The organism is Candidatus Schekmanbacteria bacterium (genome assembly GCA_003695725.1).
In the GTDB taxonomy this organism is placed as follows: Bacteria; Schekmanbacteria; GWA2-38-11; order GWA2-38-11; family J061; genus J061.
On sequence record RFHX01000203.1, the window covers coordinates 1 to 26337 of the forward strand.

24 protein-coding genes and 1 tRNA gene are annotated in these 26337 nt (G+C 37.2%); 13 read left to right on the forward strand and 12 right to left on the reverse strand.

Annotation, left to right across the window (positions count from 1 at the left end):
- Nucleotides 1-339: 339 nt before the first annotated feature.
- A tRNA-Glu gene (locus D6734_08015) sits at nt 340-412 on the reverse strand.
- Between the two features lie 81 nt (nt 413-493).
- Entirely contained in the window at nt 494-1429 is a 936-nt protein-coding gene (locus tag D6734_08020) for an RluA family pseudouridine synthase (protein RMF94310.1), read from the reverse strand.
- Nucleotides 1430-1518: 89 nt separating this feature from the next.
- Between D6734_08020 and D6734_08025 the strand changes: the two genes are divergently transcribed.
- Nucleotides 1519-2496: an alcohol dehydrogenase gene (locus D6734_08025; protein RMF94311.1), complete on the forward strand. Its 978-nt coding sequence runs from the start codon at nt 1519-1521 to the stop codon at nt 2494-2496.
- A gap of 54 nt (nt 2497-2550) precedes the next feature.
- Here D6734_08025 and D6734_08030 read toward each other — a convergent pair whose 3' ends face one another.
- Together D6734_08030 and D6734_08035 are read right to left on the reverse strand one after the other, a co-directional pair.
- Nucleotides 2551-3519: an RluA family pseudouridine synthase gene (locus tag D6734_08030; protein RMF94312.1), complete on the reverse strand. Its 969-nt coding sequence runs from the start codon at nt 3517-3519 to the stop codon at nt 2551-2553.
- 32 nt (nt 3520-3551) lie between these two features.
- On the reverse strand, nt 3552-4415 hold the full coding sequence (locus tag D6734_08035; protein ID RMF94313.1) for an EamA family transporter: 864 nt from the start codon (nt 4413-4415) through the stop codon (nt 3552-3554).
- A gap of 47 nt (nt 4416-4462) precedes the next feature.
- On the opposite strand from D6734_08035, the gene D6734_08040 reads away from it, so the two are divergent.
- The 9 genes from D6734_08040 (at nt 4463) to D6734_08080 (ending at nt 15593) form a co-directional block, all read left to right on the forward strand.
- The gene (locus tag D6734_08040) at nt 4463-5536 is read left to right on the forward strand and encodes a DUF763 domain-containing protein (protein RMF94314.1); all 1074 of its coding nucleotides are present in this window, start codon (nt 4463-4465) and stop codon (nt 5534-5536) included.
- A gap of 31 nt (nt 5537-5567) precedes the next feature.
- A complete protein-coding gene (locus D6734_08045) occupies nt 5568-6857 on the forward strand; it encodes a phosphopyruvate hydratase (protein RMF94315.1) in 1290 nt (429 codons plus the stop codon).
- Between the two features lie 90 nt (nt 6858-6947).
- The gene (locus tag D6734_08050; GenBank protein RMF94316.1) at nt 6948-7241 is read left to right on the forward strand and encodes a hypothetical protein; all 294 of its coding nucleotides are present in this window, start codon (nt 6948-6950) and stop codon (nt 7239-7241) included.
- A gap of 95 nt (nt 7242-7336) precedes the next feature.
- Nucleotides 7337-10138, forward strand: coding sequence for a phosphoenolpyruvate carboxylase (locus D6734_08055; GenBank protein RMF94317.1), 2802 nt, complete (start codon nt 7337-7339; stop codon nt 10136-10138).
- A gap of 68 nt (nt 10139-10206) precedes the next feature.
- A complete protein-coding gene (locus tag D6734_08060) occupies nt 10207-10866 on the forward strand; it encodes a lytic transglycosylase domain-containing protein (GenBank protein ID RMF94318.1) in 660 nt (219 codons plus the stop codon).
- A 58-nt stretch (nt 10867-10924) separates the two neighbouring features.
- Entirely contained in the window at nt 10925-11314 is a 390-nt protein-coding gene (locus tag D6734_08065) for a cobalamin B12-binding domain-containing protein (protein RMF94319.1), read from the forward strand.
- Nucleotides 11311-12252 carry a methylmalonyl Co-A mutase-associated GTPase MeaB gene (gene meaB / locus D6734_08070; protein RMF94320.1) on the forward strand — a complete coding sequence of 314 codons (942 nt, stop codon included), beginning with the start codon at nt 11311-11313 and terminating at the stop codon, nt 12250-12252. The genes D6734_08065 and meaB overlap by 4 nt, the downstream gene beginning before the upstream one ends.
- A 25-nt stretch (nt 12253-12277) precedes the next feature.
- A complete protein-coding gene (locus D6734_08075; protein RMF94321.1) occupies nt 12278-12742 on the forward strand; it encodes a hypothetical protein in 465 nt (154 codons plus the stop codon).
- Between the two features lie 271 nt (nt 12743-13013).
- On the forward strand, nt 13014-15593 hold the full coding sequence (locus D6734_08080) for a TIGR03960 family B12-binding radical SAM protein (GenBank protein ID RMF94322.1): 2580 nt from the start codon (nt 13014-13016) through the stop codon (nt 15591-15593).
- Nucleotides 15594-15606: 13 nt separating this feature from the next.
- Here D6734_08080 and D6734_08085 read toward each other — a convergent pair whose 3' ends face one another.
- Complete coding sequence (locus tag D6734_08085; GenBank protein ID RMF94323.1) at nt 15607-16287, reverse strand: hypothetical protein; 681 nt, start codon at nt 16285-16287, stop codon at nt 15607-15609.
- A gap of 95 nt (nt 16288-16382) precedes the next feature.
- Between D6734_08085 and D6734_08090 the strand changes: the two genes are divergently transcribed.
- Nucleotides 16383-17357, forward strand: a complete 975-nt coding sequence (locus D6734_08090) for a UPF0104 family protein (protein RMF94324.1) — start codon at nt 16383-16385, stop codon at nt 17355-17357.
- A gap of 53 nt (nt 17358-17410) precedes the next feature.
- On the opposite strand, the gene pgeF is transcribed toward D6734_08090, so the two are convergent.
- Nucleotides 17411-18100 carry a peptidoglycan editing factor PgeF gene (gene pgeF, locus D6734_08095; protein RMF94325.1) on the reverse strand — a complete coding sequence of 230 codons (690 nt, stop codon included), beginning with the start codon at nt 18098-18100 and terminating at the stop codon, nt 17411-17413.
- Between the two features lie 160 nt (nt 18101-18260).
- Between pgeF and D6734_08100 the strand changes: the two genes are divergently transcribed.
- Complete coding sequence (locus D6734_08100; protein RMF94326.1) at nt 18261-18722, forward strand: cyclic nucleotide-binding domain-containing protein; 462 nt, start codon at nt 18261-18263, stop codon at nt 18720-18722.
- Nucleotides 18722-19816, forward strand: coding sequence for an AI-2E family transporter (locus tag D6734_08105; protein ID RMF94327.1), 1095 nt, complete (start codon nt 18722-18724; stop codon nt 19814-19816). Before D6734_08100 ends, D6734_08105 begins: the two co-directional genes overlap by 1 nt.
- A gap of 13 nt (nt 19817-19829) precedes the next feature.
- Here the strand turns inward: D6734_08105 and D6734_08110 are convergent, their stop codons facing one another.
- The 6 genes from D6734_08110 to D6734_08135 all read right to left on the reverse strand — a co-directional run bounded on the left by D6734_08110 (nt 19830) and on the right by D6734_08135 (nt 26269).
- Nucleotides 19830-21224 (reverse strand): sigma-54-dependent Fis family transcriptional regulator, encoded by a 1395-nt coding sequence (locus D6734_08110; GenBank protein ID RMF94328.1) that lies wholly within the window; start codon nt 21222-21224, stop codon nt 19830-19832.
- Between the two features lie 5 nt (nt 21225-21229).
- A complete protein-coding gene (locus D6734_08115; GenBank protein RMF94329.1) occupies nt 21230-22327 on the reverse strand; it encodes a PAS domain-containing protein in 1098 nt (365 codons plus the stop codon).
- Nucleotides 22328-22418: 91 nt separating this feature from the next.
- Nucleotides 22419-23801 (reverse strand): aldolase, encoded by a 1383-nt coding sequence (locus tag D6734_08120; protein RMF94330.1) that lies wholly within the window; start codon nt 23799-23801, stop codon nt 22419-22421.
- A 32-nt stretch (nt 23802-23833) separates the two neighbouring features.
- Nucleotides 23834-25384 (reverse strand): DegQ family serine endoprotease, encoded by a 1551-nt coding sequence (locus tag D6734_08125; GenBank protein ID RMF94331.1) that lies wholly within the window; start codon nt 25382-25384, stop codon nt 23834-23836.
- Between the two features lie 2 nt (nt 25385-25386).
- Nucleotides 25387-25809 carry an OsmC family peroxiredoxin gene (locus D6734_08130; GenBank protein ID RMF94332.1) on the reverse strand — a complete coding sequence of 141 codons (423 nt, stop codon included), beginning with the start codon at nt 25807-25809 and terminating at the stop codon, nt 25387-25389.
- A gap of 1 nt (nt 25810) precedes the next feature.
- The gene (locus D6734_08135) at nt 25811-26269 is read right to left on the reverse strand and encodes a hypothetical protein (protein RMF94333.1); all 459 of its coding nucleotides are present in this window, start codon (nt 26267-26269) and stop codon (nt 25811-25813) included.
- Nucleotides 26270-26337: the final 68 nt, after the last annotated feature.

The window sequence follows — 26337 nt, forward strand, 5'->3', positions numbered from 1 at the left end:
GGATAAGAGGATATATCTTTTTGACTTTGAAATTTGCTTTGTCCATTTTTAACCTATCAATTTTATAAAACTTTCGACAAAATATATGCAAAACTTATGCCAAAAATTAAAATTATCGTTTTGGATATTATTTGCTTATTTGGTTGTTTATTTACAGATTTGAATTTATTTGAATGTAATATAGGCAATTATTTGACACTAAAAAAAGAAATGCGTTATTTTTTTAACGAATATTTTTGAGGTGTTTTTTCAAATTGACCTTCGTAAATTCCGCATTCGTTCTAATGGAGCTATCAATAGACATTTTACACCCATCGATGACAACTCTATTTTTTATTATAGTCCCAACGGGACTCGAACCCGTGTCTTCGGCGTGAGAGGCCGATATCCTAGACCGCTAGACGATGGGACCATTTATTGCTGAGCTATAAATAATAAATTTGAGATTGCTATGTCAACAGTTATTTTCAAGCTTGGTGAAGTTGAGCATTGTTTAACCATTTCTCATGATTTTTAGTGTTTCCTCCATATCCTTTGGAAGAGGTGCTGATAATTCAATCTCTTTCTTTGACGAGGGGTGAATAAATTTTATGAAGGCGGCGTGAAGGGCCTGCCGCTTCAAAATTATACCCTTGCGTCTTTCCTTTTCTGTTATTCCATGTCCATAAGTTTTATCGCCAAGGACAGGACAATTGATGCTTTTGAGATGGACTCTTATTTGGTGTGTCCTTCCCGTTTTTAGTGATAGTTCTAAAAGAGCATAGTTAGGGAATTTTTCAATGACTTTATAATAAGTCAGTGCTTGCCGTCCACCTTCCTCCAAGACTGCCATTTTTTTCCTATGTTTTGGGCTTCTTCCTATAGGGGCATCTATTTTTCCTGAAAATTGACGAGGGATTCCTCGCGTAATTGCAAGATATTTTCTTGTTAGAGCTCTTGATTTGAGCTGTTTTGAAAGAGCAAGATGTGATTTGTCATTTTTGGCTGCCACTAAAAGCCCTGAGGTATCTTTGTCAAGACGATGCACAATTCCCGGACGCGCTTCACCGCCAATTCCCGACAAGTCTTTGCAGTGATACAGAAGAGCATTGACGAGAGTGCCGCTGTAGTTGCCTGCAGCTGGATGGACTACCATTCCTGCAGGTTTGTTTATTACAATCAAATCTGAGTCTTCATAAACGATATCGAGAGGTATCTTTTCAGCAGATATAGATGGTTTTGAGGGAGGAGGGATAAAAATCTCTATTTCTTCTCCTCCTTTAAGTTTTTGTCCTGCTTTGAGATGAGTATCTTGTATTGTGATTTTACCATTCTTTATTAATCGCTGAATGGAAGACCGTGTCAACTCGGGCAATTTTCTGCTCAAGAATGAATCAATTCTTTCTCCACGGTCTTCTACTCCGACTTCTATTTTTATTTTTTTTTCCATATCTTTAATTATAAAGTATTTTCAAAATTTATGGTATTAATGAGAATAAATCTTTTAGACAAAAAAACTGGAAATATATTTCTATTGTTATGAAAGCGCTTTATTTCAACGGGGAAAAGATTCACTATAAAAAAAATTATCCTGTTGGCAAACCTTCAAAAGCTGAAGCTCTTGTAAGAATCCTTAAAGCAGGTATATGCAATACAGATATTGAAATAGTCAAAGGCTATATGGGTTTTGAGGGAATATTGGGGCATGAGTTTGTTGGAATAGTTGAAGAATGTAATGAGAAAAGACTAATTGGTAAAAGAGTTTGTGGTGAAATAAATCTATCTTGTGGTGAATGTGAGTATTGCAGAAAAAAATTAGAGAATCATTGTCCTTCAAGGAAAGTTTTGGGGATATTGAATAAAGATGGCTGTTTTGCTGAATTTATAACACTTCCCATTAAAAATCTTCATACTTTGCCTAAAAATGTATCTGATAATGAAGCAGTTTTTGTTGAGCCCCTTGCGGCATGCTTTGAGGTTTTGAAGCAAATAAGGATTGAGAAAGATGATGTAGTTGCAGTAATTGGTGATGGTAAACTTGGACTATTGATGGTGCAGGTTGTAGGTCAAAAAACAAGGAATATTCATCTGATTGGAAGGCATAGGAGGAATCTCAATATAGCAAAAAGATTCGATCTCTTATCAGTATTTCTTGAAAATTCATTGAAAGCAGAAAGGCTGAAAAAGACAAAGTGTGATATTGTTATTGACTGCACAGGCACACCTGCAGGGCTTTCGCTTTCAATGGAGCTTGTCAAACCCTGCGGAAAAATAGTTTTGAAGAGCACTTATGCAAGTGCGCAGCCTCTAAATCTTGCGCCTGTAGTAATAAATGAAATTACACTTATCGGCTCACGCTGTGGTCCTTTCAAGGATGCAATTAACGCATTAAAAGTCGGAAAGGTCGATGTGTTGCCTCTGATTTCAAAAGATTTTCACCTGTCAGAAGGATTGGAAGCAATCGAATATGCAAAACAGAAAGGGGTAATGAAGGTAATACTTAGTGTTGCCCAATGATGCACTGGAATATCTGGAAAACCACATTAAGCTTTTCAAGGAAGGAATAAATGTTTACTTCTTTTCGAGTTTTTCAATATATTCTCTGAAATCTTTTGGTAACGGTGATTTTATGACTTCCCATTTTCCTGTGACTTCAGGGGGCAAAACTATTTCGGCACAGTGAAGGAGATGTCGTTTGGGTTTTAAAAAATCCTGTTTTTTCTGTTTTGATGATTGATAAAGCAAATCTCCTGCAACGGGATGTTTGATTGAAGCAAGATGACACCTAATCTGGTGCATAACACCTGTTAAAATAACTGCCTGCACAAGAGTATATCCTTTAAAGATTTCTACTCTTTTTATTTCAGTTTTTGCTTCAAGTATCTTCTTTGATGTAAGTGCTTTTTTACTTTTTACTTTTTTTTGCAAGACCTTCATTTTCCTTTTATCTTTTTCATGATGCATCAATGGCGAGTCAATCACTATGTCCTTTTCCATTTCATTCAACACTAAGGCAAGATATGTTTTCTTGATTTTTTTTGTTCTCATAAGATTTCTTAGTTTATTGAAAGTGTTTTCTTTTTTTGCCGCAAGCAAAACTCCTGAGGTATCAATATCGAGACGATGAAGAATTGAAGGCTCTCTGACTGAATATCCGAAATTTGACGCTTTAGGAAAGCGCGCTATTATAAAGTTTACAACTGTTTCCTTTTCATCTATTGCAAGCGGATGGCACGGCATTCCTGCTGGTTTATTTAAGGCAAAAAAGTCTTCATTCTCATAAAGGATTTCAATATCAAGATTTGGGTTTGCAACAGGAACAAGGTCCTGCGCTTCGGGAAGTCGAATAATCTCTATTTTGTCATTTGAAAAGATTATGCTTCCTTTTTTTGCTTTTTTCCCGTTGAGAAGAACATTACCTTCTCTTATTGATTGTTGGATCATTCGTCGAGAAATATTGGTAAAGCGAGTGTGAAGAAAGCTGTCTAAACGCTTTCCCTCCTCCTTCTTTTCAACTATGATGACTTCATTCTTTATCATTTTCCTCTTCAGTCCATAGATTTATTGAAAAACTATTTTTGAAATGCAAGAATAATTATTCCTGCAAGCATCAGTAAAGCGCCGCTTATTCTTTGTCCTATGCCTTTTTCATTGAAAAAGAAATATCCATAAAGAACACTGAAGATTAAATTGCTTCGTTTAACTGCAATCATATAAGCAACATTGGTTAGAGAAAGAGCGGCAAAGTGTGTTATGAGAGATAAAGCATAGACCACTCCAATAAGCAATAACAGCCATTTTTTTCTCTTGAGCAGTGAACTTATTTTCATATCAGATTTTTTGATGAAAGGAAGGAGAAGAAAGGGTTGAATCATAAAATAAGTACATCCAAAAAAAACCGGACTTGAATGTGTAATTCCCATTTTCCCAAAGTTTGAAGTAATGCTGTAAATAAAAGCAACAGCAATCATAAGAAGAATCCCTTTTTCCTTAGCCATCATTTTGAATGGAGTGAGGAAACCATTTTTTTCTCTTTGTATATTCAAAATATAGCCGCCTATGGTGATAAAGGCGATACCTATCATACCCTTCAAACCGGTTTTTTCGCCGAGCATAAGATAGGATGTTGGTATGAGAAAAACAGGTGTTAACGCAAGAAAAGGAATTGTCAGAGAAAGGTCTGAAATCTGAATCGCTTTCATATAACAGAGAAGGGCAATGATTTCCAATGGAAGTCCACAGAAAACAGCGATAAAGTAATAGCGGTCAACAGCAGGAATTTCGTTCAAAAGCAGGATGATTGCAAGGAAAGGAAAGCAAAAAACAAGACGTATCCATGCTATATAGTATATATTTTCCTCTTCTAAAGCTTTTTTTGACAAAGCATCTGTTGTAGCGGTAAGATAAGCACATAGGAGCGATAAAAAAAACCACATTTCTTCTCCCTTAGAATTTGTTTTAGTGTATTATAATAAGTGAAAAAATGAAAACAGGAAATGCCAATCTTCCTCTTCATGGTGGAAAAGCCCCTTCTTGGCTTTTCAACAGAATGGTGCGTCTTGCCTCTGCCATTGTAGATATTTTTCTTGAAGATAACGACCCAGCAGAGCTTCTTGTAAAATTGTCTGACCCTTTTTGGTTTCAATCACTCGGATGTCTTCTTGGTTTTGACTGGCATTCAAGTGGAGTTACAACAACCGTCTGCGGTGCATTGAAAGAAGCTGTAAAAGGAAGAGAAAAGGAAACAGGATTTTTTATTGCAGGCGGTAAAGGAGGTGCTTCCCGTAAAACTCCAAAGGAAATTGAAACATTTGCAGACAAAATAGGCATAGATGCTTCTCCACTTGTATATGCAAGCAAGATGTCTGCGAAGGTTGATAATACAGCAATACAGGATGGTTATCAGCTATATCACCACTGTTTCTTCTTTACTAAAAAGGGTGAATGGGCAGTGGTACAGCAGGGAATGAACGAAGATAGCAGATTTGCACGCAGGTATCATTGGTTTTCGAAGTCGATGAAAAGCTTCATTGAAACTCCTCATACTGCAATATGTTGCGACAATAGAGGAGAAACCCTTGATATGACTGCTGATGAAAGTAAAGGTGCAAGAAATGCATCAACAGAACTTTCTGCTCAATCTTTGGAGTTTTGGGCAAAAGAAGCAAAGCTTATTAGCAATCTTGAATTGCCTGCAAGGCATCAGATATTGGTTAAAGATATCAATTCAAAATATTTTTATAAAATTATGGAACAGACATACAGGGAATCACCAACCAATTTTGAAGAGCTTCTATCGATAAAAGGAGTTGGGCCAAAAACTATACGCTCTCTTTCTCTCTTGAGTGAGCTTCTCTATGGAGAAAAGGCGAGTTATAAGGACCCTGCACGCTTCAGTTTTGCTCATGGAGGGAAAGATGGTATTCCTTATCCAGTTGACAGAGAGACATATGATAAAACTATTGACATTTTGAATGGATGGATTAACAGGGCAAGGATTGATTTAACAGAAAAAAAACGAGCATCTGAGAGATTGAAAAGATTCTTACAAAATTAGAACTGATACCATTAGTTAAAAGGAGAGTGTTATGAGCAATATTGTAAAAGTTGTAGGACGGGAAATTTTGGATTCAAGAGGAAATCCAACTGTCGAAGCAGAAGTGTATCTCAATTGCGGCGCAGTGGGAAGGGCGGCTGTCCCATCAGGCGCTTCAACAGGCATATATGAAGCAGTAGAGCTTAGAGACAATAATAAGAAAAGATATGGCGGAAAAGGAGTAACAAAAGCAGTAAAAAATATTAATGGACCTATTGCAAAAGCGCTCTTTGGAATGGATGCTCTTTGTCAGGGAGAAATTGACGAAACACTTATAAAATTGGATGGCACAAAAAATAAACAGAAGCTTGGCGCAAACGCAACTCTTGGAGTTTCTCTTGCTGTGGCAAAGGCGGCAGCTGAAGCTGTTGGGCTTCCGCTTTACCGCTATATAGGGGGTGTGCAGGGAAGGACTTTACCTGTGCCGATGATGAATATTCTAAATGGTGGAGTTCATGCAGACAATAATGTCGACCTGCAGGAATTTATGGCAATGCCTGCAGGGGCAAAGTCGTTCAAAGAAGCCCTCAGAATGGGCGCTGAAACATTTCATAGCTTGAAAGCAGTGCTGAAGAAGAAAGGATATTCTGTATCGGTCGGAGATGAAGGAGGATTTGCGCCAAACTTGAAGTCGAATGAAGAGGCTGTTGAGGTGATCTTGGAAGCAATTACGAAAGCAGGATATAAGCCGGGAAAAGATATATATATAGCCCTTGATCCGGCGGCAAGTTCTTTTTATGACAAGAAGATTAAGAGGTATGTCTTTTGGAAATCTGACAAATCGAAAAAGACATCAGAAGATATGGTGAAATTTTATGAAAAATGGGTAAAACAGTATCCCATTATATCAATTGAAGACGGACTCGATGAAGATGACTGGAATGGTTGGAAAGTTCTTACAGATGCCTTGGGTGATAAGATTCAATTAGTTGGTGATGACCTTTTTGTTACTAATACTGAGCGGCTTAAGAAGGGAATTGAAAAGAAAGTTGCAAATTCAATTCTCATTAAACTGAATCAGATTGGAACATTGACTGAAACCCTTGATGCAATTGCAATGGCAAAAGCAGCCGGATATACTGCTGTCGTTTCACATAGATCGGGAGAAACAGAAGATACGACAATTTCTGATTTGGTCGTAGCTGTAAATACAGGACAGATAAAAACAGGTTCTGCATGTAGGACGGATAGGGTTGCAAAGTATAATCAACTGCTTCGAATCGAGGAAGAGTTGGGAGTAGATGCTGTGTTTCCCGGAAAAACTCTGATCAACTGTAAGTGACTTGACTGAGAGGACAAAAAAGTATTAAAAAAGGACTATCTTCATTGAAGCCAACAGGGAGAGGTTTTTTAGGAGTAACAGGAGGTTGGTATGCCTATCTATGAATATAAATGTAAAAAGTGCGGCAAGATTAGCTCATATATGGAACGAGTAGACGAGTTTAGAATTTTAGGACGAAAATGTGCTCACTGCGGCAGCAGAAGAACAAAAAAGATTTTGTCAGGTTTTTCTACTGTAAAACGCACTGATATGCCTACTATGATAAACGAGCTCAAAAAATATGGTCCTGTAAATTTCGTCCCCGGCACACCTCCTGTCCAAGGTCCTCCTCCCGGCGGATGCCCATATGCTTCTGAATCTGAACAGGGGAACAAAGAAGATTAGAGATATTTAACTTTCTAATAGATTCGTATTTTTTTATAATTTCTTTTGGCTTCTCTATTGGATTTTGTAGTCTCTTATGAGGAGATTTATTCTTTATGAATCAGTCCAGCCGCCAGTCAAAAGATAAACCCCTTCGAGAAGATGTCCGATTTCTTGGCAATATCCTTGGTAGTGTAATTATCGAGCAATCAGGAAAAGCAGTTTTTGATGTAGAAGAGAAAATAAGGTTATTGAGCAAAGAGCTTCGACAGAGATACGATTGCCAGAGAGAGGCTCAGCTAAAGAAAATTATCAGCGAATTAAAGACCCTTAAGATGGAGAATGTCATAAGGGCTTTTTCACTATATTTTCAGCTCGTTAATATTGCAGAGCAATACCACCGCATAAGGAGAAGAAAGTATTATAAACTTCATCCTGCAGGAGTCGTTCAAAGAGGCTCATTCAAGGAGCTTTATTTTTGGCTAAAAAATCAGAGGATAAGAAGAAAAGATTTGATCGATGCTTTGAAAGGAATTCAGATTCAGCTTGTAACAACAGCCCACCCCACAGAAGCAGTCAGAAGGACAGTCTTGACTAAACTTCGCAGAATTGCGTCACTTCTTGAAAGAAAAGATGAAGCAGGAATATCTGATTATGAAAAAGAACGGATTTTAAGTGAATTCAAAAAGGAGGTAACGCTTCTTTGGCAAACTGACGAAATACGCCATTTTAAACCAACGGTAATAGATGAAATAAGAAATTCCTTATATTACTACGACGAAATATTTTATGATTCCCTTCCAGAAAGTCATAGGGAATTGGAAGAGATTGGATTAAAGGATTTTTTAAAGTCCAATAAACTTTCTCCTCTTATCTGTTTTGGCACATGGGTTGGAGGTGATAGAGACGGAAATCCATTGGTAGATGATTTGGTAACTGAGATTGCCGCAAGATATCAAAAAGACCTTATATTGAGCCATTATAGGCAGGAGTGCCGAAAGCTCATTGATTCATTGAGTATTTCCAATAGAATTGTCCGCCCGAGCCGCAGGCTTTTGTTTTCTATCAATAAAGATGGTAAAGAATTGCCTGAAATAAAGCTTGCATTGGCACCTCGCAATATAAATGAGCCATATCGAAAGAAATTATCCTTCATAATGGCAAAGCTTGATAACACAATCAAAGCAAATTATCCTTCAACCGCTCAAGATACATCTTCAGATAAGAAGATTTACAGAGATTATTCTGAATTTCTTAATGATTTAATTGTAATCAGAGACAGTTTGATTGAGAATAAGGCAGCAGCCGTTGCAATGAATGAAGTCGATTCTCTGATTAGAAAAGTTGAAATCTTCAAATTTCATCTGGCAGATTTGGACATTAGAGAATTTTCGCGAAATATAACCAACGCAATTGGAGAAATAGCTCAAGAATTCAGTATTTGCTCTGCTACTGAATACATCGGTTTTGGCAGTGATGAAAGGGTAAGAATATTGAACAAACTTTTCACCGGAAAGAGGGAACTTGATGCAGATGATAGAAAAAAATATTCTGCAGACACTATGAGAATCATAAATCTTTTTTCACTAATAGCAAAGCTGTCTGCGGAAATCTCCCGTTATCTCATAAATTCCTTCATTATAAGCAACACTGAAAATTCCTCTGACCTTTTGGAAGTGCTCTTCTTGATGGATAAATTTTGCATTTACAAAAAAAGTGGAAAGGAATTGAAGAAAACTTTTGATATAGTTCCACTCTTTGAATCAATAGATTCCCTGAGAAAAGCGGCTCAAATTATGGATTCCCTTTGGAATCATCCTCTTTACAGAAAACATCTCAAAAGAAGAGGAAATATTCAGGAAATAATGCTTGGTTATTCAGACAGCAATAAGGATGGTGGTTATTTGACTTCAAATTGGGAGCTGTACAAGGCACAAATCAGTTTAAGCGATACTGCAAAAAAATATGGAATAGAACTCAAACTGTTTCATGGAAGAGGCGGCACAGTAGGGCGTGGCGGAGGACCAACCAATGCTGCAATCCTTGCCCTGCCAACTGGCGTAAGTGGAAAGATAAAGATAACAGAACAGGGAGAGGTGATTTCATCAAAGTATCTCCTGCGGGAAATTGCAATGAGAAATTTTGAATTAGTCCTTTCCGCAATGGTGATGAAGATGGTTTCAGAAATGAAGAAAAAAGCTCCTTTGCCTAAAAGATGGGAAAGAGCAATGGATAAGCTTTCTGAAGAATCTTATAGGGTTTATAGGATGCTTGTTTATAAGGACCCGGATTTTATAGATTATTTTTATGAAGCAACACCGATAGATGAAATAAGTAAACTCAATATTGGTTCAAGGCCTTCAAAGAGAAAACAATCACGCCGCATTGAGGATTTAAGAGCGATTCCTTGGGTTTTTTCATGGATGCAGAATCGTCATATCCTGCCGGGATGGTACGGCGTAGGTTCAGCCCTTGAGAAGTTTTCTGAAATATCGACGGCTAATAAGAAACTTCTGAAAGAGATGTATGAAAATTGGCAGTTTTTCAAAGCGCTGATAGACAATATCGAGATGACGCTTGCAAAGGCAGATATGCGGATAGCGGAAAATTATATGCAGTTGGCAAAGAATAAGGAGTCTGCAAGGCGTATATTTGACAATATAAAAAGAGAATTTTATTTAACTTGCGATATGGTTTTATCTATTGGCGGAAATAAAAGACTTCTTGAAAAAAATCCAATACTTCAGCGTTCCATAGCTCTTAGAAATCCTTATATCGACCCTTTGAGTTATATTCAGGTTGAATTGCTGAAGAAGCTCAGAAGCACTAAGTTAAAGAAATCTGAGCGCCAAAAACTTACCTTTATGACTCTTTTGACGATAAATGGAATTTCTGCTGGAATGCGCAACACGGGTTAAATATTTCATTAAATTACAATGACTTTTACATCTATCTTATTGACATAAGCTTTTTCAGATGGTATAGAATGCCTATGCAATTTAGAACTTCAAAGCATTTTATTTTACTGTTTCTTATTATTTCTTTCTTCTTTTTTGCAGTTTCAGTAGAAGGAAAGATATATAAGATAATAACTGCTGACGGCACAATACATCTTACAGATAATCCATTGAGAAAGAGTTTTGTCAATAGCCGCAAAGCAGAATATTATTCATCAAAGAGAAAGGTGCAAAGGGATTATAATGAAGAAAAGTTTAGTGGAATAATCGATGATGTTGCAGAGAAATATGGCATAGACAGGGATTTGATTATAACCATTATAGAGTGTGAATCAGGATTTGACCCCTATGCTGTTTCTGAAAAAGGCGCAGTAGGGCTTATGCAGTTAATGCCGGAAACAGCGAAAAGATTTGGTGTTGAGGATAGATTTAATCCGAAAGATAACATTCAGGGTGGAGTCGCATATATTGATTATCTGATGAATTTGTACGATGAAAAACTCGACCTTGTACTTGCCGCATATAATGCAGGCGAAAAAGCAATTGAGAAACATAAAGGAATACCGCCTTTCGCTGAAACAAAAGGGTTTGTAAAAAGGGTGCTAAGTCTATATGACAGGAGGAAGGGAGCAAAGGCATATATTGTAAGACACAATGACGGGACTATTTTGATAACAAATCACGATTAGAATTTGTTGAGCAAATTAATTGAAGCAAATAAATGCGAGATGAATTAGGAGGGAAAAAGTGAGCAAGAAAAAAAGAGTCTTGATAGCAAAGCCGGGACTCGATGGACACGACCGCGGCGCAAAGATTGTAGCCCGTGCATTGAGAGATGCCGGCTACGAAGTAATCTACACAGGATTGCATCAAACACCTGAACAGATTGTATCGGCTGCTATGCAGGAAGATGTCGATGCAATTGGGGTAAGTATTCTCTCAGGTTCTCATGATTACCATTTTAAAAAGATTATGGAGCTTCTCAAAGAGAAGAAGATGGATGATGTCGTAGTGTTTGGCGGGGGAATTATTCCTGAAGATGATATCCCAACGCTCAAATCTTATGGAGTTGCAGAAATTTTTACCCCCGGTACATCTACAGAAGAGGTGATAAAATTTATAGAGGAGAAGCTATAACTGTGGAATTAGCTGAAAGAGCCCTCAATGGAGATTTAAGGGCGCTTGCGAAGATTATTACTTCCATTGAGAATGAAGAAAAGGGATGGGTGGACTACATCAAGAAACTTTATCCCCATTCCGGAGAAGCTTATACTATTGGTATAACCGGAATACCGGGCGCAGGCAAATCAACGCTTACTGATAAACTAATCAGAGCATTAAGAAAAGATGATGAATCGGTTTCCGTAATTGCAGTTGACCCTTCCAGTCCCTTTTCCGGTGGAGCCATTCTTGCTGACAGAATAAGAATGAATGACCACTTTCTCGATGACAAAGTTTTCATTAGAAGTATGGCAACAAGGGGGGCTTTGGGAGGACTTTCGAAAAAAACATTCGATGTTGCCGGAGCGCTCGATGCCTGTGGTTTTAAGTGGATTGTTATTGAAACAGTTGGCGTGGGGCAGGATGAAGTTGATATAGCAAAGGTTGCAGATACTACCGTTGTGGTTTTTGCGCCGGGTACCGGAGATGAGATGCAGGCAATGAAAGCTGGCATTATGGAGATTGGTGATATTTTCGTAGTCAATAAAGCTGACAACGAAGGGGCTGAAAAACTTGAAACAGAACTGAATGCGATTCTCGATATGAACTATTCTATGAGAGATGCAGACTGGAAGGTACCTGTTATGAAGACAGTAGGAATAACAGGTGAAGGGATTGATGAATTACTTGCAAAGATTAAAGAGCACCGTACTTTCCTTGACAGCAAAAAAGACAAAAAACTTGAAAAATTGATTCAGAGAAACAAAAATGAAATAATAAGTATAGTTAGAGATAAACTTTTAGAAGAACTTCTATCTAAATCGACTAATGGTGATTTGACTGAATTGGCAAAAAAAGTTGCTCTGAAAGAGATTGACGCTTATACGGCAGCTGAAACCTTAATGAAGAAATAGTATCTGAATTTAAGGGGACATTGATATGGCGAAAAACACAGCAGAGAATAAATTGAGTAAGGAGTTAAGGTCAAAACTTAATGAGAAAGACAAGATTGGTATCCTTTCGGCAGTTGACACCAATAGCGTGCCTAATATGACATTGATAGTTTTCTTTATTTCAAAGGATGAGGAAAGCATCCTTTTTGCAATAGACAAGGAAAATCCCTGTTATAAAAATCTAGTAAAAAACAAGAAGGTTGTTTTTGGCATTTATGATAATGATAATTTCTGTTACAAAATCGTTGGAAGGGCAGGAGTAGTAAAAGCACCCTCCGATACGCATCCAATGATGAATATTGTGCGTTTAGATGTAATTACTATTCAGGAAGAAACTTTCCCTTATATGAGAGTCACAAATGGCATTGCAATTGAATATCTCGATGCAAAGACAACGCGCTTTGGCAACGCAATGTTCAAGGAATTAAAAAAAGTTGCCGCAGAGCTGTAATTCTCTATAAATACAATGACGCAGGCATATGATTTATTTTTTTCTATTCATTTCCAGATGTCATTGATTTCTTAAGGGTGTTCTATCAAGATAGCAATAGCCACTTCTCTGAGCCACAAGCATATTTGGTCTTCTATGAGGAGCATACACTGACTTGACAGGAGCAGTTAGGAAGTCGATTTACTTAAGCCAGTTAAAGAGGTATCCCTGTTGCGCTTTATGGTAGAAAAATCTTTTATATTTTAAGAATAAATTTTATTAGAAATATGTAATGAATGCAAGAATGTTAAAAAATCTGCACAGAGTTTTAAAACCTTCACGCTATATCGGTGGTGAGATTGGAAGCATTGTTAAACCTCACGAGAAAGTGCACCTTCGTTTTGCTCTTGTATTTCCTGAAGTTTATGAATTGGGAATTTCCAATCTGGGATTGAGAATACTATATCAGATACTAAACAATATGCCCGGTGTGCAGGCAGAAAGGGTTTATGCGCCTTGGCCTGATATGGAAAATCTTATGAGAAAAGAGAAAATTCCACCATATGGAATTGAATGCGGCACTCCTCTTTACGATTTTGACATAATTGGTTTTTCTCTCCAGTATGAGCTTCTATATACAAATCTTGTCAATATTTTGGATATTGCAGGATTGCCCTTTTATGCGAAAGATAGAGATGAGAGATTCCCTTTAATCATTGCTGGCGGACCTTGTTCCTTCAATCCTGAGCCGGTGGCAGATTTTTTTGATGCAATTCTCATTGGCGATGGTGAAAAGGCGGTAGTTGAAATTGTCAATTGTTATAGTGTATGGAAAAACGGGAAAAATCCAAAAAAAGATGAGCTTCTCCACGCACTTTCTGAAATCGAAGGCGTCTATATCCCATCCTTCTTTAAGGTGGATTATTTTGATTCGGGCAGAATAAAATCGATTAACTGCCTTGAAGGAAAAAAAGTCATAAAACGAAGCATAGTCCATAGTCTTGATTATGAAGCTTTCCACAGAAAACCTATCATTCCTTACTGCGAAGCAGTGCATGACAGAATTAATATCGAAATAATGCGTGGATGCTCAGCAGGGTGCCGCTTCTGTCAAGCAGGAATCATCTATAGACCTGTGCGGGAGAGAGGCAGAGATGAAGTTATAGAAAAGGCGATAGAAGAAATTCAGCAAAGTGGTTACAGGGATTTGGCGCTGTCGAGTCTTAATGTTGCAGGTCACTCTGAGATTGAAGAGATTGTTTCATCTCTTATGGAGAGAGTGAAGTTTAAAAAGGTTTCAATTTCACTTCCATCATTGAGGGCAGACATCTTAAAAAGCGGTATTATTGCTGAGAATATCGCAAAGGTGAGAAAAACGGGTTTTACAATTGCTCCTGAGGCAGGTACACAGCGTCTGCGGAATATCATCAATAAAGGCATAAACGAAGATGAGATAATCGATTCTGTGCTGACTTCATTTTCGAAGGGATGGCAGTCGCTGAAACTCTACTTTATGGTTGGACTTCCCTTTGAAACTGATGAGGATGTGCAGGGGATTGGTGAACTTGTATGGAAGATTGTTGATAGAATAAAATCTGCCGGTAAAAGGTTTAAAAGACTTTCCGTTTCAATTTCACCTTTCGTACCCAAAGCGCATACGCCTTTTCAGTGGTGTAGGATGTGCAAAGTGGAGGAAATTGAAAGAAAAGTAGGAATTATCCTTGATATGGTCAGATCAAGAAAGATCGATATTGAATGGCATACTCCATGGACAAGTATTCTTGAAGGTGCTTTTGCGCGGGGAGACAGACGGCTTTCAAGGATAATTGTATCTGCATTCAAAAAGGGTGCTAAATTCGATGGGTGGCGTGAATACTTCAAACTGCAGATATGGAAAGAATCATTCAAAGAAGAGGGAATTGATTTAGAAGAATATGCGACACGAAGAATGGGTTTTGATGAAATATTGCCGTGGGACCATATTGACTGCGGCATAAAAAAATCATTTTTGTTGGAGGAATACAAAAAGGCGAGGGATGAAAAAGTTACAGCTGATTGTTCTATAGAAGGATGTCATAATTGCGGGCTTGAAAGCGAATGCGCAAGTGTGAGGAAATATGCAGAAAATAGAAAAACTCAAGAAAGAGAAAAAAAATCATTAATTATAGATGAAAGAGAATTTGTGCCTGAGGAAGAAGAAAGGCATTTTTACAGAATAAAATATTGCAGAAAAGGTCTTATGAAATATTTATCACATACAGAATTCAGGAATCTTTTTGAGCGCGCAATTGCAAGAGCAAATATCCCTGTTGCTTTTACTCGAGGATTTCATCCTTCTCCCTGTATATCATATGGAATGCCTCTTCCTGTCGGTGTTGAGGGGGAAGGAGAATATCTGGATATTGAGCTTACAAAGAGGGCGGACTGTAAAGAGTTGAAGAAGTTATTAAATTCAGAGCTACCGCATAATATAAAGGCAATAGATGTGATAAGAAGAAAGAACAAAAAACCCTCTCTTCAATCAAGTATCAGGGGATTTGTATATGAAATTATTTTTTTAGATGAAGTTTTCAAAGAAGATGAAAATTTAGAAAATTTAATTAGTGAGAGAATCGATTTGTTCAACAAAGCAGATGAGTTCATTGTCGAGAAGAAGCGTAAAGACAATGCGACGACAATAGATTTAAAGAAATATGTTTCAATTGAAAAAAATTCGGCTTCTGATTATAAAGTAGCAATAAAGGTATCAGAGGGGAAAGCCCCTTCAATTTTTGTTGTACTGAAAGAGATTTTCAATATCGACTCTAAAAGAGAAGAGCTTCCTCATTCTTCAATGCCGGAAATCATAAGAAAAGAGATTATCATTGAATGAATTTTAGCGGTATCTATTGCAGCAAAGAGATGCCTCCTACAATTATTGCAATTGCCCCAATTCCAATGCCTGTGTATTGTAGAATTCGCTTCCTCTTTTCCCAAGTATCAGTAGAATGAAAAGAGTATTTTAATTCTACATCTTCCTCATTAACCTTGATTCCTGAGATATCGATTCTCAACATATGTTCTTCTTTTACAGAATATGGGAAGATTATATAGAATGCTGCTTTTTTTTCATCCTTCAAGATTACCTCATCATTCAATAAGAGATTGTCAACAAGGGTGCTTTCTATATCTCTAAAGCTTTTTTCTATGTCTTCTCTATATCTTGAAAGAAATACTGCTTTTATCCCTGCAGGGGTTACTTCAACTACATCATCTTTCTTTTTTTCTATGAGAAGTAGAAAAAGAGGATATTTATTCTTTCTCAATGTCTTGAGTTTTCGCTTTTCCTCTTTGCTAAGTTTTTTGTTTTTTTCAATATCTTTTATGAAAGATTTCATATCCCATTTATAGAGTTTGAAATCGACAGATCCAACTTTGATAGATTCATAATCGCTTTCGGCTGTCCTTCCTTTGTTGTCCACCGGGGCAAGTGTTGTATATTGATAGCGCGGCGCGCAGCTGCACAACTGTATCATCAGTATTGAGATAATTGAAATTTTAATGAAATTTGACTTTAATCCGAACATATCATTTTATTTGCAATTTTTTTTGTTGTTTAGATAGGACACTGTATAGAATAAGAAAAAACAGGTCAAGTTTTTCTACACAAGAGTGTTGATGAATGGCTAAAGAGAAAAAATTTAGAAAAAGAGTAACCTTTTCCATAATCTTGTCTGCAGCGGTCTTTGCAGGATTGAGCTTATATGGAGAATTGCCGCAGCTCAAAAAATCTATCCTCAACTTTTCTTGGAAATATATACCTGTAATTATGGTGATGGTATTTCTAAATTACATAATAAGGTTTGTGAAGTGGGATTACTATTTGAAAGTAATCAATATTAAGACATCAAAGAAGGACAGCTTTTCAATCTTTATGAGCGGTCTTCTTATGACAGTAAGCCCGGGAAAATTCGGTGAAGTCCTTAAATCGTATCTTCTCAAAAAGATTTATTCGACTCAGATATCCAAATCGTCTCCTGTAATCCTTGCAGAAAGAGTTACTGACCTTCTTGCTTTTTGTTTACTGGCAAGCTTTGGGGCTTATTCATTCCATTATGGTGAAAATGTTGTTTTGATTGGAATTGTACTAATCATTTTGATTGTTTTGATAATTGGACAGGAGAGAATATTTGTTTCCATACTGGAGTATGCAAAGAAGTTTTCCCTTATTGAAAAATATTCGACAAAGATCGAAAATGCCTATGAAAGTGCCGCAAGTCTTCTATCAATCAAGAATATCTTTAAACCAACTGCAATAAGCATTCCTTCTTGGTTTTGTGAATGTGTAGCTTTTTACTTTATCCTTAACGGCCTTGGTTGTAATGTCAACCTTTTTAAAGCAACTTTTATTTATTCCATTTCTACAATAATTGGCGCTTTAAGCATGCTTCCGGGCGGGCTTGCCGTTATGGAAACGAGTATGACGGGGATGCTTGTCCTTGTAGGTGTTGATAAATCTTCTGCTGTAGCCGCTACAATATTGATAAGATGTTTTACTCTTTGGCTTGCTGTTATTACAGGAATGATATTCTTTTATTCGAATCATAGAAGGTTTGGAGACATTGATGATGCTATTTCGGAAAGCAGTACGGCTTAAAAGGTTTTCTTTTTCAAGGTGTTTCTATTTATTTTTTTTAGAATGCCAGAAAACTATTTGATAAGCAGTATTGCTGCTTGTCTTCCTGAAGATTTCCCTTCTCTCCTATATGAATGGAATAAATCGCTTCGGCAGAAGGTGCAGAGATTTTTTATTTCGATATTCTTTTGCGGTATTCCTATATCCAGAAGCTGATAAAAGACAGCAGAAGATAGAGAGATAAAATATTTCCCATTTTTTTCATTTAGAATTGTTTCATTATTGGCAAAAGTTTTTTTGAATTTTTGAAAAACTTCTTCTCCAACTTCATAACAACATATCCCGATTGACGGCCCTATTACTGCATAGACATCTACGGGTGAAATAGAGCATTCTTCCAACATCTTTTTTGCAGTTTTGCCTGCAATATTTATAACCGTACCTCTCCATCCTGAATGAATGACGGCCCCTGCCCTTTTATTCTTGGCAGCTATTATAACAGGCACGCAATCTGCTGTTACAACTCCTGCCCCCATTCCTTCATTTAACAAAATGACAGCATCTGCTTCGGGAGGCTTGGGGTTATCTTTTATTCTTTCCCATTCTCTGCTGTTTCTCAGTGTTAGAATTTTGTCTGAATGAATCTGTTTTGGGAAAATTATGCTGTTAGAGTCAAAGCAATTATTTAGTGAAGATTTTTTTGTCAGGAAATAGTGTTCATATTTTCCGATTTTTGCTATTAAATCTGATTTGAGATATTCCACCTCCCAACTCCATAAATATAGTAAAAATCTTTATTGAAATTTTCTTTTTTAGTTTAAATGAAAACAATATTTTTCAGAAGAAGAACTTTTCATCTCAAAAGTTGGTTGACTAGTTTGAAGGATAAAAGTTAATATTTTTGTATCAATTTTAAGGGATGTTATGAAAATTAAGGAAGACCTTTCAAAGATATCCATCTTTAAAAATCTTACAAAGAAAGAAATATCAGAGATTGAAGCAATAATGCACAAACGCTTTGTAAAAGATATGGAAGTCATTGCCCAAGCAGGGGAGCCTCCCCTTGCTATATATATCATAAAGTCAGGGCGAATAGACTATGTTGTAGGTAAAACAGGTGAAGAGGGAGAAATAGTTGAAAGTTACAAAGATGGAGATGTGGTAGGTGAAATTTGTATCTTTGACGATAACCCGCGACCTTCAACACTGATAGCACGCGGGGATTCAGAAATTTACGGAATATTTAAATATGATTTAGAAGAGGTTATGAGAAAAAATCCTAAACTTGGATATAAAATTCTTAAAAACTTGGGAGAGAAGTTAGCCAAAAGAATTCACGAGCTTACACTTCTTTTAAAGGAAAAAATTGATCGGACTTCAGACTAATGGCTGAAAGAATTGTAATTCCTGCTAAATATCCTCAAAAGTATCTTACACGAGATATATCATTGATAATTGTTTTCTTTTTATTGGTTTTATTGGGCGCCTATTATTTGCGAAAGCCCCTTGCTTCTTTTTATGTAGCAGCTGTCATATCCTATATTATCCATCCAGTTGTCGATTTTATAGAGATGTTGGGTTTTAGAAGAATTGTAGCCGTAATCGTTGTTTTTGCCGTGTTAGGAGGAGGATTGATTATAGGAATCTCATCTTTGGGGCCTCTCTTTATCAAACAGGTCGATGATATCAAGATGAAGCTTCCTGAATATAAAGTCAAGATGCAGGAAATTGGCAAATCAATTGAAAAACGGCTTTATAAGATTCAATTCTATATTCGTGAAAAATTTCCATTCTTTGATAGTCTTCACATTGCAGAGAAAGTTATACCGACAGCGCTTTCTTATGTTAGTTCATCATTGCTTGATATACCTGCCCTTTCAACCTTTTTTGGTATCATAACATTGGTTATTTTCGTTCCTTTTTTTTCATTCTTTCTTGTTCTTGAGAGTAGAACTTTGAAAAAATATTTGGTCAGCATCGTGCCAAACCGCTATTTTGAGGTTTTTGTAAATTTGCTTTACAACATTAACAAACAGATAGAAACTTATCTCGGAGGAGTGATTATTGAAGCCTTTATAGTCGGCTTTTTATCCACAGTTGGCTTATATTTTTTAGATGTGAATTTTTTCCTTTTCATAGGCATTGTTGTCGGAATAATCAATGTTGTCCCCTATCTTGGACCTTTGGTTGGCAGTCTCCTTGCAATAATAGTAACTCTTTTAGATAAAGGGTCATTTTCTGCTGTGCTTCAAGTGATAGTCCTTTTTATCATTATAAGACTCGTTGATGACCTTGTAATAATTCCACTTGTCATATCACGTGCAATGAAGACTCACCCTGTAATAGTATTGATGGCTATACTTGTAGGTGAATATTTTCTTGGAATCGTTGGAATGATTTTGGCTGTACCTTTCTATCAGATAGTTAAAATTATCCTTACAGAAATCAAAGGCATTGCCGCCCGCTATACCCTTGCATAGGCGGTTTTTTGTTTTAATTTTTGTCGAGAATTTTCCTCAATGTGTTCCTGCTTATTCCAAGAATTTCTGCAGTGCGACTCTGATTGTTTCCCGTTTTTTCCATTACTCTTTTAGCTACTGCCTTTTCAAATCTTTTTGAGAGATTTGAGAATATCTGTTCCCCATCTTCCTTCAAAAGGTTATCGACTGCCTCATTTACTGCATCTTCGAAAGTATAAGATTTACCTTGAACAGTTGTATCAAAGGAAGCTTTTATATCTTCGGCGCTCAAAAATTCATTTCTGCATTGCATCATTGCACGAAGCATAGTTGATTCAAGCTCCCTTACATTGCCGGGCCAATGATAAGAGGCCAATAAGTCTAACGCTTCCTTTGTTATGTATCTTATTCCTGAAGAAAGTTCATTTCTATATTTTTTAATGAAATGTTCAGCAAGCAAAGGAATATCCTCCTTCCTTTCACGCAAAGGAGGTAAATGCACAGGGAAAACATTTAATCTGTAAAAGAGGTCTTGTCTGAAAGTCTTTTTCTTTACTTCCTCTTCCAGATTTTTATTGGTTGCCGCAATAATTCTCACATCTACGTTTCTTGCTTTGCTTTCTCCAACTGGTTCGATTGTTTTTTCCTGAATTACTCTTAAAAGCTTTCCTTGCAGAGATAGATCCAATTCAGCGATTTCATCGAGGAATATAGTTCCTCCTTCAGCCGCCTGAAATTTTCCCGGCACTGTTTCATAAGCACCGCTGAAGGAACCTTTTTTGTGTCCAAAAAGTTCGCTTTCAACCAATCCGCCTGGTATTGCGGCGCAGTTGACTTTTATAAATTGTTTTCCAACACGGGGGCTGTAGTAATGGATTGCCTTTGCTACGAGCTCTTTGCCTGTGCCGCTTTCACCGGTAATGAGTACAGTGGCATCACTTGATGAAACTCGTCCAATAAATTTAAAAATTTCGCGAATCTGTCTGCTTTTTCCAACAATCAAATCGTCTGTGCTTTCACCGACGATTTCACTTTTCAGTTCATCAACGCGCAGTTTGAGGTCAACAAGACGCATTATCTTTTCAACACTGAACTTGATTTCTTCAAGGTCAAAGGGTTTTGAGATGTAATCATATGCCCCTTTTTTGATAGCTTCGATTGTATTTTCCATATTGTCTGTGGCTGTCATAATTATAAAATAGCAATTGGGCCTTAATTCTTTTCCCCTTTGAAGTATCTGGAATCCTGAAATGTCAGGCATATTGATATCTATGAAGGCTACATCGAATTCTGTTTTTTCCAAGTATGAAATAGCTTCAGCGCCTGTATTTGCAAGGATAGGTTCGTAACCTTCCTTTTCGCAAAACTTTCCCATTATACGCGTAAGATTTATTTCATCATCTACTATTAAAATTTTTGGTTTGTTCATTGTGCTCAATCTTTTGCAAAGGGAAGCGTAATGCGGCAAATGCTCCCCGTTTCGTCTTCTCTATTTTTAAATTCTATCATACCATTGTGTTTTGTTGCGATTTTTAATGATATTGCAAGCCCTAAACCGGTGCCTTCCTTCTTTGTCGTAAAGAAAGGTAGGAATATCTTGTCTTTTCTTTCTTCTGGTATTCCTTCTCCGCAATCGATTATTTCGATTGCCAGATAGCCATGATGTGCTGTTTTTGAATTTTTTGGAAACGCGATTCGCGTGTATTTTGTGCGAGTAATGATTTCTCCTTGGAAGTCCTGCGATTCAGCGGCATTCTTTATTATATTTTGGAAGAGCTGTATTAACTCGTCTTCATTTCCTTCAATTTCAGGCAAACTTGGGTCATATTCTCTTTTGAAGTTTATATTTCTGAATCTGTTGTCGAGAGAGAAAGTATTGAGCACTCTGTCGATGATTTTATGAATATTCAGCCTTTCAAAGGAGACAGACTTGTTGGACATAAATGTTGAAAGGTCTCCTGTCATACGATTAAGGCGTGAAACTTCCGATAAAATGATATTCAAAAATTCCATCGAATCTTCATTCAAACTTTCTACCTTCTTCAACATTTGTGCCGCACCTTTTATTGAGCCCAAAGGATTGCGGATTTCATGTATAAGTCTATGTGAAAAAACTTCCATATTTTTAATTAATTCATTCTGTTCTTCTCTGCTTTCAATCTGTGCAATAGTTGAATTGTCTTTTAGAATTAAAATTAAGGACGCCTCTTGAAAAATGTTCCCTCTTTCTCCTATTGGAGATGCAGTAACCTCAATTGGAATAGGCGGTCTTCCCCACCGGTAGAGAGTTGATTTTGATTCTGAGCAAACACTGTTATTTTGCAGTGCTCTTTCAATGATATTCAAGATATGCTTATTTGCTGAAAAGAGCTCTTCACAGCTTTTTTCAACTATCATTTTTGAAGAAAGTCCCATTATCTCTTCAAACTGCTGATTTGCCAATAGGACCTTTAATTTTTTGTCAATCAAAGCAGTTGAAAAGGGAAGAAATGAAATAAACCTTTCAAGCGCTAAGCGGGGAATGTTCTTCATTTAAGAGGACAGAATCCTCCTCTCTAATTTGTTTTTTTATCGGTCTTCTTATATTTTATGAAATAACAGTTCGTTAAAAAAGCAATAATGTCTATACAGGCTTTTTTGCCTTTACTCTCACTGTCTTTATAGTCTCGTTGACAATATCGGTCATATCAACACAATTCATTTTCTTGAAAATCAAATCGAACTTATCTCTCAATTCACCCATAATAGCATTCAAGTTATCTTTTGGAAGGGACCAAACCTCCTTTTTATGTGGACCAAAACCTTTCTTCCTTGTTTTATAAATGAACTGCTCATGTGTTTGCGAATCCTTCTTTTCGGAGCTGAACTTTTCGACGATAGTTTGATAAATCTTCTCTCTCAAATCAGCAGGGAAACTCTTGCTGTCATAGATAATATTTTGAAATCCTGTTGCAAGATGGACTTCCAGAGTTTCTCTTTCAGGAAAGTGTCCAAAAGCGTCCTCAGGAAGAGTTGAAGCGCCGTGTTGGACAGCGCCCCCTAAACCGTATTCTTCGCGCGCTATCTTCGATAGTGTCCCAAGAGTATCCAAATCTAATTTTACTTCGGCAATCGTTCCATCAGGAAGAGGGACTCCTCCATGGCTGGTCCCTGTTTGGACACTTATTTTTGATATACCAGCATAGTTTTTATTATATCCTTCAAGGCATTTTTTATATCCATCAAGGTATGCGCGAAGCTCTTCTGGTGTGCTGTTTTTCTTTCCCACTTCACCAATTTCACCGCCAACAGATATTGTTATACCCTCCGGTTCAAGCTCTCTTATGAATGCAGTGAGCTCTGCAGTGATTTCATAGTTGAGGCGCTGTTGTTCATCGATAGTTTCTTTTGAGAGGTCAACAAGAGTAGATGAATCGATATCGATGTTATAAAATCCTGCTTCTATTGATTCCTTGATCAAGTCCTTAAGTTTTGAAATTTCGCCTTCCCTATCCTTTTGGAAGTTTGAGGCGTTTACCTGATAATGGTCCCCTTGCAGAAAAACAGGGCCTTTATAATTTTCCTTTATGGCAGCGGCAAGCACACATGCTGCATACTCTGATGGCCTTTGAAATGTATATCCAATTTCACTTTTTGCAATTTCGAAAATATAGGCAGTTGAGTTGTTTGCTCGACCAGTTTTTATTATTTCTCTTGCTACATCGTAAGTAAGCACTCGTATGTTTATAGCAGGCACGGTCTTCTTTTGATAGCGATTCTGAGCCCTTGCCATATAGAGTCCCTGAATGGATGATGGATAAATACCGAGAGATTGTGCCGCTTCTCGGATAATCCAGCGACAAAGAGCTTTTTCTTTTTCTCCTTCATTGAAGACTGCATTCTGAACCAGCAAATCTATTCCAGATTCTCTTAGTTCATCCTCATTTACAACATTTACATTGTCCCCGTCGATTGTGATGAAATTTTTAATCTTATTCTCGAGTTCTTGATAGTTTAAAAGTTCCATAACGCCTCCTACACTTTAAATGTTATATTAAATTATTCCTCGATTATCGTTACGTAGTGTGTCATACCTTTGCTTTCGATTAAAAAGAGTATCCCTTCTGCAAGGTCTGCCTTGCCAATTTCTCGTTCAAAATCATCAACATTTTCAATGGGTTTTCTATTGACTTCTCTTATAATGTCTCCTCTTCTAATTCCTGCACGGTAAGCAGTGCTTCCTCTTTCAACCCGGGAAACTACAACGCCCTTCGTATTGGTTACATCGAGCTGGCGGGCGATTTCTGGAGTGATGTTTTCAACTGTAATGCCAATCTTTTCTTCAGTACTTTTGGATTTTGCAGATACTACGCCTTCTTCCGGGTATTCCCCAAGTACTACTGTTACAGTTTTTTCTTTGCCATCTCTAACAAGTTTTACCTTTACTTTTGTACCCGGTGGTGTAGATGCCGCCTTCATTGACAAGTCTCTTGAATCCTTTACCTTTTGTCCATTGAATTCAATTATTATATCTCCTCGTTTTATCCCTGCTTTTTCTGCAGGGCTGTCTTTTGTTACCTGTCCCACAAGAGCTCCCTCTTTGCTCTCTCTGCCAAACTGTTTTGCAAGGTTTTCATCAAGTGTTTGCACAAGCAAGCCAAGCCATCCTCTTGTTACTTTACCTTTTTCTTTCAGCTGTATGAGAATATTTTTGGCAAGATTTATCGGGATAGAAAAACCTATGCCTATATTCCCCGGACTGCCAAAACCCCCATTGGGTGAAAAGATAGCAGTATTGATTCCAACGACATTTCCTTCCATATCAACGAGAGGTCCGCCGCTGTTTCCGGGGTTGATTGACGCATCTGTTTGTATAAAGTCATCATAAGGTCCCGCGCCGATTACTCGCTCCTTTGCGCTTACGATACCGGCTGTAACGGTTCTTTCCAGACCAAAAGGATTTCCGATTGCTATTACCCAGTCGCCTACGCGCAATTTATCTGAATCTCCCAGAGTCACGACAGGCAGTTTGTGGTCTGGCTCAATTTTTATAAGGGCAATATCGGTTTTGGCGTCTTTGCCTATGACTTCCGCTGTATATTCTTTGCCGTCTGATAATTTTACCCTTATTTTATCTGCTTTATCTACAACATGATTATTGGTTACGATGTAGCCGTCTTCATTAATTATGAAGCCTGAGCCGAGGGATTGCTGTCTGTATTCCTTTGGCATATCAGGCCCGAAGAAATGGTCGAAGAAATCGTCGCCAAAAAAATCTTTGAATGGAGAATCTTTGAAAGGGTTGAATCCACCGCTTCTTCTTGTTTTTATCACTCTGTCAGTGCTGATATTTACAACAGCATCCTTTACCTTGTCTGCTACATCTGCAAAGGTTGTAGGGATGAAATAATGGCTTTCTTCTTTAGGTTTTGCCTTTTTTTCTTTCTTTTCTTTTTCAATCCAGAATTTTTGCCCTGTTGAAGCAGATTTCAGTCCCAAGGCATTTTCAATTTTTGCAATATCCTGTTTAAATTCGATGTCTCCGGCAAAGTAAATGCATGCCACTGCAATTATTAACAGTATAAGAATAATTTTTTTCCTGAATTCCATTTTTATGCCTCCTGTTTTTTGTTTATAGAAAGATCTATCTTTGGATTGCCGGTTATAGTATTATGGATAAGGCAATGTTCTGCAACTCTTAAGATGGCTTTTTCTCGTGCTTTGTAGCTTTCATCAGGCATAAATATTTTGACTGAAATTTCCTCTATCTTTTCGTGTTCTTCAGAAAATTTCCAATCTACATCAAACATCAAGCCCTCTGTCTTAATCCCTTTTGTGTTGCAGTAGGATGCAACATATACACCAATACAGGTGCCTAAGGATGCGGCAAATATCTCCGGCGGCGTTGGACCTTTGTTTTCTCCGCCATTGTCTACCGGTTGGTCTACAGTGAAACTATGATTTCGGACATTTACTGTAAACTCTTTTTTCCCGTTATATATTATTTTCATTGCCAACCTTCTCTTAACCTCCAAATTAACTCATCTCTTCATATTTCTTTTTAAATTGGTCGTAATGTCCCTGTTCAAAGGTAATAAAATCTGAATAAAACTTTTTATCCTCTTCATCAACAGAAAGACTCAACAATTCCTTATAAAATTTAATAGCGCTTTCTTCAATTTTGATGGCAATATCTATGGCTTCCTTTTCCGAGATATCTTTCTCCATAAGCTCTTCTTTTGAAGGAATATCAAGTCCCGGAAACTTTTCAGGCCTTAAATCTTCAATTTTCCATTCTTCACCTGCTTTTTTAGCGAGCTGTTTGTTTATAAGCCTAATATGAGATTCCTCTTCTTGGGCAAAAAAGGAGAAAATTTCTTTTGTGCCGTCATTTGTTGAGATAGATTTTGCCCATTCAAAAAATTCCTTTGCATATTTCTCTGCTTGAAGAGCTCTTACCAATTCTTCAATGATATTTTCATTAGCTTCACTCATCTTTCCTCTCCTGAAATATAAGTCTCGTGAATATTAAAAATTAATACGCATAATAATATATCAAAGAA